We start from the raw sequence: 12,395 nt of genomic DNA on the forward strand, positions 1-12,395 counted from the left end.
ATTCCTGTTTTTTAATAATCAATAATTATCCCTGCTAATAACGCTATACCCTTTTCTATTTCAGCAGGGGTAGTATCAGAGAATGACAACCTGATATAGTGATTACCATCCTGATAAACCGGGAAAAAAGAATTCCCAGTAACAAAGGCCAATTTATTTTTAATTGCTACCTGAAATAAATCCCTGCTCTTTATATTTTCCGGCAACCTTACCCAGAAGAAAAAACCACCTTCAGGCTGATACCATGAAGTGTTTTCAGGAAAAAATTTCTGCAGAGACTCTTCCATCTTTAGTAACCTCGCTTTATAAAAAGGTTTAACCCTTTTTAGCTGTTCATCTACTAAGCCACTATTACCAGCAAGGGCCAGCAGTTCCTGACCATATGTGTTTGAAGCCAGGTCAGTATTTTGTTTAGCCTTTGTCAATAAATCTATCATCCCTTCCTCAATACAGACCCAACCGACCCGCATACCCGGTATAAAAAATTTAGAAAAAGACCCCAGCATAATAACCCGGTTATCTTGATCAAATTCCTTAATAAAAGGCAGTCTTTCATTAAAGTAATTAAGTTCACTATAAGGAGTATCTTCAATAATATAAAAATCATATCTTTCAGCCAACTCTAAAATCTTTTTTCTCCTCTCCAGTGACAATCTACTTCCAGAGGGATTAGAATAATCAGGAACCAGATAGATAAACTTAATCTGCTCCCCTTCGGCATATATTCTATCCAATTTTTCTTCAAGGATATTTACACATAAACCATCTTTATCAAGATCAATCCCTATAAGATTAGCCTGATAACTCTTAATTGCCCCAATACCACCTACATACCCTGGTTTCTCTACAATTATATTGTCCCCTGTATTAATAAATATTTTACTGATAAGATCAAGGGCCTGTTGTGAACCAGTAGTAATCAGCAGTTCCTTTTTACTGGTATTAATACCCCTCTCTCCCAGAAAACCTACAATATATTCCTTGAGGTTGTCAGAACCGTCAGTACTACAATACTGAAAAACCTCTGCCCCCAGATCATTTAAAAGCCTATCATTCAGGTCTTTTAGTCCGTTATAAGGAAAAACCTCACTGGCAGGGATCCCCCCGGCAAAAGAAAGCACATCCCCCTGACCAACCAGTTTCATAAACTCAGCAAGTTCACCATTTGACATCTCCTCAACCCTATCAGCAAACAAATTATCTAACATTAACAATTCCCCTTTCTTATTTTTAAAATTAAGTGGTTTCGTCAGCCTGCTACGACCGTAATAATTTTCATTCTACCGCTTGTCGTTCACTACGGCATCCGTGCCTCCGCTCTCTGTCAAAACTTTTTGCTCCGGCGTCCTGCCTCTACAAAAAGTTAGAGTCGCTATAGAATAAAAAATTATTACTTAGCCACCTTAACTAAGACAAATATATTTGTTGGTCTTCAAAGTTATCAACAATTTCAAAATCACATAGTTTCTCATATGAATAAAACAAAACACCCCTACATAAATGCAGGGGTGTATAATTTACACGGTACCACCATGCTTTGTTATCTATCACAATAACCTCAGCAAGTGCTGTTTATTCACAGCAGCTTAAGTTTTAACGGTACAACCGATGATTCCTACTTAGATTATGTTCAGAACCCAGCTCCAGGGCGGCTTAATCCCTTTCCTCACTCTTTATTTATATAATTATAAATATATAAAATATATTTAAACTATAAAACAATCTTCTTTATTATACCACAGCAATTTTATTTAATCAATCTAATCATAGAAATTAACTCAATAGTACTAAATATCCTGCTAATTAGCACTTAAACTACCGTTGTTTTTGGCTAGATAAAGAGCATATTCAAAACTATCAATCAGAGCCTGCCAGCTGGCCTGAATAATATTAGTTGACACTCCAATTGTAGTCCAGGACTGTTCTGTATTAGAACTCTCTATTAAAACACGTACCTTGGCAGCAGTTCCATCTTTACCATTTAAAACACGCACCTTATAATCTATTAATTTCATTACATCTATGGAAGGGAAAAAACTGAGCAGTGCCTTTCTTAAGGCATTATCAAGGGCATTAACCGGTCCATCTCCTTCGGCAACTATATGAACAGATTCCCCTTTCACCTTTAGTTTGACAACGGCTTCAGAATCAGTTTTTTTGCCAAAATTATGGCTAATTATCTTAAAGTCTTCTACCCCAAAAAGTGAATGATAGTCTTCATATTCCCTGAGAAAAAGTAATTTAAGAGAAGCCTCAGCACCCTCAAACTGGTAACCTTGATATTCCATATCCTTGATCTTGGTAGCCAAGCTGCGGTATTCCTCTTTTGTAAAATTTGACAGGTCAAAACCTAGTTCCTGAAGTTTATATTTTAAATTACTCTTTCCTGATAGTTCAGAAACAAGTATCCTCCTCTTATTACCAAATATCTGAGGAGAGACATGTTCATAGGTCTCTGAATTTTTTTGCAGGGCATTTACATGCATCCCAGCTTTATGTGTAAAAGCACTGCTCCCTACATAGGGATGATTGTTCTCAGGAACCAGATTAGCTACCTCCATTATATAATAATAAAGAGAGGTTATTTTATTAACATTCAAATTACTAAGTTCAAGCTTATACTTCGTTTTTAAAGCAGGTATAATACTGGCAAGATCCGCATTACCACACCGTTCACCAATACCACCGATAGTTCCCTGAATCTGAACTGCTCCCAGTTCATAGGCCAGCAGCGAATTCGCTACAGCTACATCACTATCATTATGGGCGTGAATACCTAATGGTGCTGTCAAGGATTCCTTTACCTTACCTATAGTACTAGCCAGTTGTGTCGGCAACTGCCCACCATTGGTATCACATAAAACTAAAACCTCTGCACCTGCTTCATAGGCAACCTTCAGGGTCTCCAGGGCATATGTTGGATTACTAGCAAAGCCATCAAAAAAATGCTCAGCATCAAAAATAACCTGCATATTATTTTCAAGCAAATATTTTATTGTATCCTCGATCAGGGCCAGATTTTCATCCAGGGATATTTTAAGGACATCAGTAACATGGAAATCCCAGGACTTACCGAAAATGGCGACTGTATCCACCCCGGAATCTATCATTTTCTTGATATTTAAATCATCTTTAATATCAATACCATACCTCTTGGTAGAACTAAAAGCAACAATCTTACTATGTTTTAGTTTTAAATCCCTGATTGCCGCGAAAAATTCTTCATCTTTAGGGTTAGAACCAGGCCAACCCCCTTCAATATAATCAATCCCAAAATCATCAAGTTTTTTAACTATCTTTATTTTATCATCAACAGTAAAAGATACACCTTCACCCTGTGCTCCATCCCTTAAGGTTGTATCATAAAATGTTAATGATTTCATTATTTATCCCCCTTCAGTTCTTTAAGAACCTTAACAAGGTGATTTCCTACTTCAGAGGTGCTCAGTTCTCCACCCATATCAGGTGTTACTTTATTATTATCTATCGAAGACTGAACAGCCTGATCAACCATAGCGGATAATTCTTCATGGCCAAGGTATTCGACAATCATACCGGCAGCCAGGATTGTTGCCAGTGGGTTAGCAATATTCTGTCCGGCAATATCAGGTGCAGAACCATGAACTGGTTCAAACATAGAAACAGTATCAGGGTTAATATTACCAGAAACCGCCAGACCCATCCCCCCCTGTAATTCTGCCCCAAGGTCAGTAATAATATCCCCAAAGAGATTACAGGTGACAATAACATCAAATATTTCCGGGTTTCTTACCATCTTCATCGTAATAGCATCAATAAGGTAATGGTTTGTCTCTACATCACTATATTCCTGAGCCATTGCTTTGAAGGCCCTCTGCCACAGGTTGTGAGCATAAGTCAGGACATTACTCTTATCAGAAACAGTTAACTTCCCTCCAGTCTTACGGGCATATTCAAAAGCATATTTGAGTATCCTGTCAACACCTTTTCTGCTAGCAATCATCTCCTGGGTGGCTATCTCATCAGGGGTGTCTTTTTTTAGAAAACCACCAATACCTGCATAAAGTCCTTCTGTATTTTCACGAACAACTGTAAAATTAATTTCATCAACACCCTTACCTTTTAAAGGAGAAAACCTATCATTATATAATTTTACTGGACGCAAATTAACATACTGATCAAAATAAAATCTTAATTTAAGGAGAATACCCTTTTCCAAAATTCCAGGCTCAACAGCAGGGTCACCTACCGCCCCTAAAAAAATAGCATCAAAGGTTTCCAGCTCATTTAATACATTATCAGGAACCAGTTCCCCATATTTTAAATACCTGGCAGCACCAAGATCAAATTCTTTAAAACTAAGACCTAACTCATAAGTGCTATTCAAATATTCTAAGACCTTAACTCCCTCATTTACAACCTCTTTACCGATCCCATCACCAGGAATAACAGCAATTTTCGCCATTTAACCAACCTCCCCTTTTACTTTCTCAATCAGACCGCCGGCCTTGATAATATTCTGCATAAACTCAGGGAAAGGTGCTGCTTGATATGTTTGATCCGTATCTAGGTCCTTTATCTCTCCACTATCAAGATCTACTGCTAATCTAGCCCCGGCTTTAATGCCTTTTACTGCTTCTGGAGAAGTCAGAATAGGGAGGCCTATATTAATTGAATTACGGTAGAAAATACGGGCAAAACTATCAGCAATAACACAGGAAACACCAGCTGTTTTGATAGCAAGGGGGGCATGTTCCCTTGAACTACCTGAACCAAAGTTCTTGCCGCCAACTATTATATCCCCCTCGGCTACCTCCTGTGCAAAATTCTCATCAATATCTTCCATACAATGAGCAGCCAGTTCCCGGGGATCAGAATTATTAAGATACCTTGCTGGTATGATCACATCAGTATCGACATTGTCTCCATATTTAAAAACCTTACCTGTTAACTTCATTCTACTACCTCCTCAGGACTAGCTATATATCCTTTAACCGCTGACGCAGCTGCCACTGCTGGGTTAGATAAATATACTTCACTTTCAGGGTGACCCATTCTACCAACAAAATTCCGGTTAGTAGTTGAAATAGCCCTTTCCCCTTTAGCCAGAATTCCCATATGTCCGCCAAGACATGGGCCACAGGTCGGTGTGCTTACTGCTACACCAGCATCAATAAAAATTTCAAATAATCCTTCTTTCATAGCCTGCTTATAGATCTCCTGAGTACCTGGTAATACAATACAGCGGACATCTTCATGGACATGTTTATTTTTAAGAACCTCAGCAGCAATTCGCAGGTCTTCCAGGCGTCCATTGGTACAGGAACCAATAACAGACTGCTGTATCTTAACATCCCCTGCCTTACTAACAGGACGGGTGTTTTCCGGTAGATGGGGGAAGGCAACCTGAGGTTCTATCTCACTTACATCATATTCAATTACACGGTCATAGATTGCATCATTATCACTATAGTAAGGAGTAAAATCCCTTACAGCCCTATCTGTTAAATACTCCCTTGTCTTATCATCACAGGCAATAAGCCCACATTTACCACCTGCTTCAATAGCCATATTAGACATTGTCATTCTACCATCCATTGACAGGTTCTCAATAGCCTCACCAGTAAATTCCATTGCTTTATAAAGGGCCCCATCAACTCCTATCTTACCAATTGTATAGAGGATCAAGTCCTTACCACTTACCCAGGGGTTAAGTTTACCTGTATAGACGAACTTGATTGTTTCCGGAACCCTGAACCACAATTCACCAGTAGCCATAGCTGCCGCCATATCTGTACTACCAACACCAGTAGCCAGAGCACCTAATGCTCCATAGGTACAGGTATGTGAATCTGCCCCAACTATAATTTCACCAGGCAGGGTCAAACCCTTTTCTGGTAAGAGACAGTGCTCAATCCCCATCTCCCCTACTTCAAAATAATTAGTAATTTCCTTCTCCCGAGCAAAGTTTCTGACCATTAAGGCCTGCTGAGCAGAATTTATATCTTTATTTGGTGTAAAATGATCTGGCACTATTGCCACCCTATCTCTATCAAATACAGAATCTACTCCAATTTTATTAAATTCTTTAATGGCAACAGGTGTTGTGACATCATTTCCCAGAACCAGATCTACCCTGGCATTAACTATCTGACCGGGTTTAACACTATCATTATCTGAATGGGCGGCTATAATCTTCTCTACCATAGTCATCCCCATATAATTACCCCCTCTGTTTATATTACACTCCTCATTTCTTATCTTACTTCTTACCTCTGACTTCTTATTTCCGATTGGTCGACATATATCTATTAATCGCCTCAAGATAAGACAATGTACTGGCATAGGTGATATCTGTTTGAGCTGAATGGCCTATATATGTCTTGCCATCAATCTCAAGTTTTACTACTACTTCACCCAGGGCATCTGTACCTTCAGTAATAGCATCAATCTTATAGGAGATTAATTTTATATTATCAAAGTCAAGGACTTCATTTATGGCCTGAAAAATAGCATCTATCGGGCCATCACCACTACAGGCTGCTTTTTCTAAAATATCTTCCTCTTTCTTGATTCTAATAGTTGCCGTGGGAAGTACTGTATTACCTGTTGAGACAGAAACATAATCAAGTTCATAAATAGTATCTATGGCATATATTTCGTTATTAATCAAAGCCTCAATATCCATAGGTTTTAACTTTTTCTTCTTATCAGCCAATTTTTTGAATTCCCTGAAAAGGTCTTCAAATTTTTCCTCACTGAGCTCATAACCACTTTTTTCTACAAAATCCCTGAGGGCATGACGCCCAGAGTGTTTACCCAGTACCAGACTGTTTTCATTAAGACCAATGCTCTTAGCATCCATAATCTCATAGGTAGTTCTCTCTTTGATAACACCATCCTGATGAATTCCAGCTTCATGGGCAAAGGCATTTTTACCCACTATAGCCTTATTGGCCTGAATATCCATACCAGTTAAATTAGCAACCATTCTACTTAATCTCATAATCTGAGTAGTATCCTGATTTACAGCCAGATTATAATAATCTTTTCTGGTAGCCAGAGCCATAACTATCTCTTCAAGAGCGGTATTGCCTGCCCTTTCACCTATTCCATTGACAGCTACCTCTACCTGTTCTGCTCCATTTTCCAGAGCAGCCAGACTATTAGCAACCGCCAGACCTAAATCATTGTGGCAGTGCACACTAATCTCAGCTTGATTAATATTACTGACATTTTCTTTAATACCCTTAATTAAATTGCCAAACTCTCCAGGGGTAGCATAACCAACTGTATCAGGGATATTTAAGACAGTTGCACCAGCTTTAATAACCTCTTTAAAGAGACGGTAGAGAAACTCAGACTTACTCCGCGAGCCATCCTCAGGTGAAAACTCAATATTGGAGGTATACTGCCGCGCATGCTTTACAGCAAAGACAGCCCTTTCCAGGACCTCATCCTCTGTCATCTTTAATTTGTATTTCATATGAATCGGCGAGGTAGCAATAAACACATGTAGTCTCGGGTTTTCAGCCCCTTTAAGTGCCTCCCAGGCCCGATCAATATCCTTTTGATTTGACCTGGCCAGACCAGCTATTTCTACATCTCTAACTACTTCGGCAATAGCCTTTACTGCTGCAAAATCCCCTGGTGAAGCAATCGGAAACCCGGCTTCTATCACATCTACCTTAAGTCTGGCCAGCTGTTTAGCTATAGCCAGCTTTTCTTCAGTAATTAGATTAACACCAGGCGATTGTTCTCCATCCCTTAATGTTGTATCAAATATCTTGATCCTTTTCATAATATTTTCACTTCCTATTTAATCCAGGACATCATACCACGCAGTTTCTTGCCTACTTTTTCCAGGAGTGAGTCTTCATCCTTTTTAGTAAGGGCATTAAATAAGGGTCGGTTAGCTCTGTTTTCCAGGATCCAATCCCTGGCAAACTTACCGTTCTGTATATCTTCAAGGACGCTCTTCATTTCTGCCTTGACATTATCATTGATTAATCTTGGACCAACTGTAATATCACCATACTGGGCAGTATCACTAACCGAATACCTCATATTACCCAGTCCACCTTCATAAAGGAGGTCAACAATCAATTTAAGTTCATGTAAACACTCAAAATAGGCTATTTCAGGTTGATAACCTGCTTCAACCAGTGTTTCAAAACCAGCCTTTACCAATGCTGTAGTACCACCACAGAGGACAGCCTGCTCACCAAAGAGGTCTGTCTCTGTCTCTTCTTTAAAAGTAGTTTTAATAACACCAGCCCTGGTACAGCCTATACCCTTAGCATAAGCAAGACCTACTTCTTTAGCCTTACCAGTATAGTCCTGTTCTATTGCCAGCAGTCCAGGAACCCCCCTACCTTCTTCATACATTCTTCTTACTAAATGTCCGGGGCTTTTAGGAGCTACCATAAATACATCCACATTCTCCGGAGGTACAATCTGACCAAAGTGAATATTGAAACCATGTGAAAAGACCAGGGCATTACCCTCCACTAGATTCTTCTCAATATCATTCTTATAGACTGCACTCTGCACCTCATCAGGTATTAGCAGCTGTACAATATCAGCCCTGGCAGCAGCTTCAGCAGTATTATATACCTCAAAACCAAAATCCTCAGCAGTAGTCTTACTCTTACTACCCTCTTTTAAACCAATAATAACATCTAACCCGCTCTCTTTAAGGTTCTGAGCCTGAGCATGACCCTGACTACCATATCCAATAATAGCAATTGTCTTACCACTAAGCAGGTCTAAATTCGCATCTTTGTCATAATAAATCTCTAACATCTTACTTCACTCTCCTCAAAGGTTTATATTATTTATCTAATAACTGCCCTCTACCAAGGGCTATTATCCCTGTTCTAACAATATCTTGAATGCCAAAATCCTTTAGGACCTCAATCAGGGCTTCAATCTTATTCTCTGTTCCAGTCGCTTCAATCATAACATTATCTGTAGAGAGGTCAACTACCTTTCCCCTGAATGTATCAACAATCTGTATAATCTCTGACCTATGTTCCCTGGTACAGTTAACCCTGATCAAAGCCAGATCACGGTCAACAATATTACTCTGATCAAGGTCAGTAATCTTGATTACATCTATGAGTTTATGGAGCTGTTTTTTTACCTGTTCCAGGGTCTGATCATTCCCTTTAACCACAATAGTCATTCGTGAATAAGAAGGGTCTTCTGTCTCACCTACATTTAGACTATCTATATTAAAATTTCGACGGGCAAATAGACCTGTAATCCTATTTAAGACACCCGGTTGATTTAATACTGTTACAGACAAAATATGTTTCACTCTATTAACCCCCAATCATATCTTTTATTCCCGCACCGGCAGGTACCATTGGAAAAACATTTTCTTCCTGAGCAACCTTAATATCAAGTAGAACAGGTCCTTCATATTCAAAGGCCTTATTTAAAGCAGGTAATAAATCTTCTTTCTCTACTATTCTTAGAGCAAAAATGCCAAAGGCCTCTGCCAATTTAACAAAATCAGGATTATCCAACATCGTTGCTGAATACCTTTTTTCAAAAAACAATTCCTGCCACTGTCTGACCATACCAAGTGTACCATTGTTTAAAATCACTGTTTTAACCGGTATCTTATAATTACTGATAGTTGCTAATTCCTGCAAATTCATTTGGAAACTACCATCACCAGAGATATTAACAACTGTTTTATCAGGTCTACCTATTTGAACCCCATAAGCAGCAGGGAGTCCATATCCCATAGTCCCTAAACCACCTGAACTAAAAAAGGTACGTGGTTTAGAATATTTATAGAATTGTGCCGCCCACATCTGATGTTGACCCACCTCTGTTACAATTAAGGCCTCACCCTCAGTAATTTTATAAATACTTTCAATTACAGATTGTGGTAATATTTCATCTGCATTATTATTATATTTAAGGGGATGAGATTTTTTCCAGTCATCAATCTGACTTAACCACTCTTTTCTATCTTTATCTTTAATTAAAGGGAGTAACTCCCTGACAATATTTTTAGCATCACCAACAATCGGAATTAATATCTCTACATTTTTACTAATTTCCGCAGGGTCTATATCAATATGAATAACCTCAGCCTGAGAAGCAAATTTATCAAGCCTACCTGTAACCCTATCATCAAAACGTGTCCCAATAGCAATAATAAGGTCTGTCTCGCAAAAGGCATAATTGGCATAACGAGTACCGTGCATACCAGGCATACCAAGTGATAACTGGTCATCACCAGGGAAAGACCCTAAGCCCATAAGTGATGTTATTACTGGAATATTTCCCTTCCAGGCCAATTCCTTTAATTCTTCAGCGGCCTCAGAGATAATAACTCCACCACCAGCAAAAATAACCGGTTTTTTAGCCTTATTTATCTTTTCTGCTGCAAGCTTTACCTGACGGCTGTGACCCTTATAGGTTGGTTTATAGCCAGGCAGGTCCGATTCAGCTGGGTAGCTATATTCAGCCTCTGCCTTAACTACATCGACAGGTAGATCAATTAATACCGGTCCAGGTCTCCCTGTCTTTGCAATATAAAAGGCATCTTTAATTGTTTTGGCCAGATCATTAACATCTGTTACCAGGTAATTGTGTTTAGTAACCGGCATGGTAATTCCCTTTATATCGGCTTCCTGAAAAGAGTCTTTACCGATCTGTGAAGTAGCTACCTGACCTGTAAAAGCCACCACTGGAACTGAATCCATGTATGCATTAGCAAGCCCAGTTACCAGATTAGTAGCACCAGGGCCAGAGGTAGCAATACAAACCCCAACCATTCCAGTGCTACGGGCATAGCCATCAGCAGCATGAATTGCTCCCTGTTCATGCCTGGCAAGATAATGTTTAATTGGACATTCATATAATAAATCATATATATGGATTACTTTTCCACCAGGATAACCAAAAATCACTTCTACATTCTCCGCTAACAGACTCTTAATTAAGATGTCTGCCCCTGACATTACTGTCAATAAAATCACCTCTCCTTAATTATAAAAAATTAAGCCCTGAATATAGCTATTCAGGGCTTTTAATACCAAAAAGATACAGATTTATCTTATATAAATATCTTTCTAATATAAAAGAAGTATCCCTACTAACTACTATTGCCTTCTTCTATACCTCTTATAAATTTATATTATATTTTTCTTTTATAACTACTTCTCTTGATCACAATCAAGCAAATATAAATCCCCTTAACTAATTCCTGATCACTAATTCGGAGATTTAAAAGTTTAAAACTAATTCCTGATTTTAGGTCAATTATTTAATTAATAATTATATTACTATGACCTTAAAATGTCAATACAATTAATGAAATATTTATTTTCCTCAGGAAGTCCAATGCTCAATCTAATATGTTCAGGATACCCCAGTGGTTTACCAGGTCTAATAATAAGCCCCATCTCCAGTAAACGCTGAAAAACACCCATTGAATCCATCTTGAGGTTTATTAACATAAAATTTGCCTCTGTTGGCACATACTCAATACCTCTTTTATTCAGTTCTTGATATAAATACTCCTTACCCTTTTCATTTATCTGAAGTGATTTTTCCAGAAAAGCGGTGTCCTTAAGGGCTGCTCTGGCAGCTGCCTGAACTATTCGATTAACATTAAACGGGTCTCTGGCCTTCCTTAATATCTCTATAACCCCTTTACTGGCAACAGCATAGCCCAGCCTTAGTCCAGCTAAACCATAGGCTTTAGAAAAAGTCCTTAAAACAATAATCGGATACCCTTTTTGGATATACTCGATCCCATCTGGATAATTCTCATCCTGTACATATTCATAATATGCTTCATCCATAACAACAATAGTCCCTTCAGGTAAGGTTTCAAGCAAATTGTCAAGCTCACTCTGACTAAATATCGTACCAGCAGGATTATGAGGATTTGTTAAAAAAATCATCTTTGTTTTAGCTGTAACAGCCTCTGCTATTGCCCGTAAATTCTGTCTATAATCATCCATACAAATCCTGACAAGCTGGCTCCCCATTAAATGTGAAACAAAAACATACTCTACAAAAGTAGGGTGTGATATAATAACTTCATCTTCAGCTGTTAAAAAAGCCTCAGCAATCACCTTCAATAGACCATCAGAACCATTACCAAACAAAATCATTTCTTCATCAATTGATAGCTTATCTGCTAAAAGACCTTTTAATGTACGACAGGCCCCATCCGGGTAACGGTTAACTACCTCCATTTCAGCAGCAACAGCCTTTTTTACCTGTTCAGAAACCCTTAAGGGGTTTTCATTAGAAGCCAGTTTAACAATTTTATCAAGTCCAAACTCCTTCTTAACTTCATCAATCGGCTTGCCCGGTATATACGGCTTGAGTTTATTGAGTTCTTTCCTCATCAAATCCTTCACATCAATACCAATCATTAG

10 protein-coding genes are annotated in these 12,395 nt (G+C 38.5%); all 10 read right to left on the reverse strand.

Features of this window, described 5'->3' with window-relative positions; translation table 11 throughout:
* Nucleotides 1–11 precede the first annotated feature (11 nt).
* The gene (locus tag GM661_RS16205; protein ID WP_230867741.1) at nucleotides 12–1,208 is read right to left on the reverse strand and encodes an aminotransferase-like domain-containing protein; all 1,197 of its coding nucleotides are present in this window, start codon (nucleotides 1,206–1,208) and stop codon (nucleotides 12–14) included.
* A gap of 591 nt (nucleotides 1,209–1,799) precedes the next feature.
* The gene (cimA, locus tag GM661_RS16210; protein ID WP_230867742.1) at nucleotides 1,800–3,383 is read right to left on the reverse strand and encodes a citramalate synthase; all 1,584 of its coding nucleotides are present in this window, start codon (nucleotides 3,381–3,383) and stop codon (nucleotides 1,800–1,802) included.
* Nucleotides 3,383–4,444: a 3-isopropylmalate dehydrogenase gene (locus tag GM661_RS16215; protein ID WP_230867743.1), complete on the reverse strand. Its 1,062-nt coding sequence runs from the start codon at nucleotides 4,442–4,444 to the stop codon at nucleotides 3,383–3,385. Before GM661_RS16215 ends, cimA begins: the two co-directional genes overlap by 1 nt.
* Complete coding sequence (gene leuD, locus GM661_RS16220) at nucleotides 4,445–4,936, reverse strand: 3-isopropylmalate dehydratase small subunit (protein ID WP_230867744.1); 492 nt, start codon at nucleotides 4,934–4,936, stop codon at nucleotides 4,445–4,447.
* Complete coding sequence (leuC, locus tag GM661_RS16225) at nucleotides 4,933–6,198, reverse strand: 3-isopropylmalate dehydratase large subunit (protein ID WP_230867745.1); 1,266 nt, start codon at nucleotides 6,196–6,198, stop codon at nucleotides 4,933–4,935. The genes leuD and leuC overlap by 4 nt, the downstream gene beginning before the upstream one ends.
* 64 nt (nucleotides 6,199–6,262) lie before the next feature.
* Entirely contained in the window at nucleotides 6,263–7,780 is a 1,518-nt protein-coding gene (locus GM661_RS16230) for a 2-isopropylmalate synthase (protein ID WP_230867746.1), read from the reverse strand.
* Nucleotides 7,781–7,794: 14 nt separating this feature from the next.
* A complete protein-coding gene (gene ilvC / locus GM661_RS16235) occupies nucleotides 7,795–8,784 on the reverse strand; it encodes a ketol-acid reductoisomerase (protein ID WP_125986214.1) in 990 nt (329 codons plus the stop codon).
* A 28-nt stretch (nucleotides 8,785–8,812) separates the two neighbouring features.
* Nucleotides 8,813–9,301: an acetolactate synthase small subunit gene (ilvN, locus tag GM661_RS16240; protein WP_125986216.1), complete on the reverse strand. Its 489-nt coding sequence runs from the start codon at nucleotides 9,299–9,301 to the stop codon at nucleotides 8,813–8,815.
* A gap of 4 nt (nucleotides 9,302–9,305) precedes the next feature.
* Nucleotides 9,306–10,964 (reverse strand): biosynthetic-type acetolactate synthase large subunit, encoded by a 1,659-nt coding sequence (gene ilvB / locus GM661_RS16245; RefSeq protein WP_407929681.1) that lies wholly within the window; start codon nucleotides 10,962–10,964, stop codon nucleotides 9,306–9,308.
* A gap of 324 nt (nucleotides 10,965–11,288) precedes the next feature.
* Nucleotides 11,289–12,392 (reverse strand): histidinol-phosphate transaminase, encoded by a 1,104-nt coding sequence (gene hisC, locus GM661_RS16250; protein ID WP_230867748.1) that lies wholly within the window; start codon nucleotides 12,390–12,392, stop codon nucleotides 11,289–11,291.
* Nucleotides 12,393–12,395: the final 3 nt, after the last annotated feature.

Source organism: Iocasia fonsfrigidae (assembly GCF_017751145.1).
Classification (GTDB): Bacteria; Bacillota; Halanaerobiia; order Halanaerobiales; family DTU029; genus Iocasia; species Iocasia fonsfrigidae.

Excerpts from the sequence above, each read along its gene's own strand:
- GM661_RS16215 (WP_230867743.1), bottom strand. The coding sequence starts at position 4,444 with ATGGCGAAAATTGCTGTTATTCCTGGTGATGGGATCGGTAAAGAGGTT.
- ilvC (WP_125986214.1), bottom strand. The coding sequence starts at position 8,784 with ATGTTAGAGATTTATTATGACAAAGATGCGAATTTAGACCTGCTTAGT.
- cimA (WP_230867742.1), bottom strand. The coding sequence starts at position 3,383 with ATGAAATCATTAACATTTTATGATACAACCTTAAGGGATGGAGCACAG.
- hisC (WP_230867748.1), bottom strand. The coding sequence starts at position 12,392 with ATGATTGGTATTGATGTGAAGGATTTGATGAGGAAAGAACTCAATAAA.
- ilvB (WP_407929681.1), bottom strand. The coding sequence starts at position 10,964 with ATGTCAGGGGCAGACATCTTAATTAAGAGTCTGTTAGCGGAGAATGTA.
- leuD (WP_230867744.1), bottom strand. The coding sequence starts at position 4,936 with ATGAAGTTAACAGGTAAGGTTTTTAAATATGGAGACAATGTCGATACT.
- GM661_RS16205 (WP_230867741.1), bottom strand. The coding sequence starts at position 1,208 with ATGTTAGATAATTTGTTTGCTGATAGGGTTGAGGAGATGTCAAATGGT.
- leuC (WP_230867745.1), bottom strand. The coding sequence starts at position 6,198 with ATGGGGATGACTATGGTAGAGAAGATTATAGCCGCCCATTCAGATAAT.
- GM661_RS16230 (WP_230867746.1), bottom strand. The coding sequence starts at position 7,780 with ATGAAAAGGATCAAGATATTTGATACAACATTAAGGGATGGAGAACAA.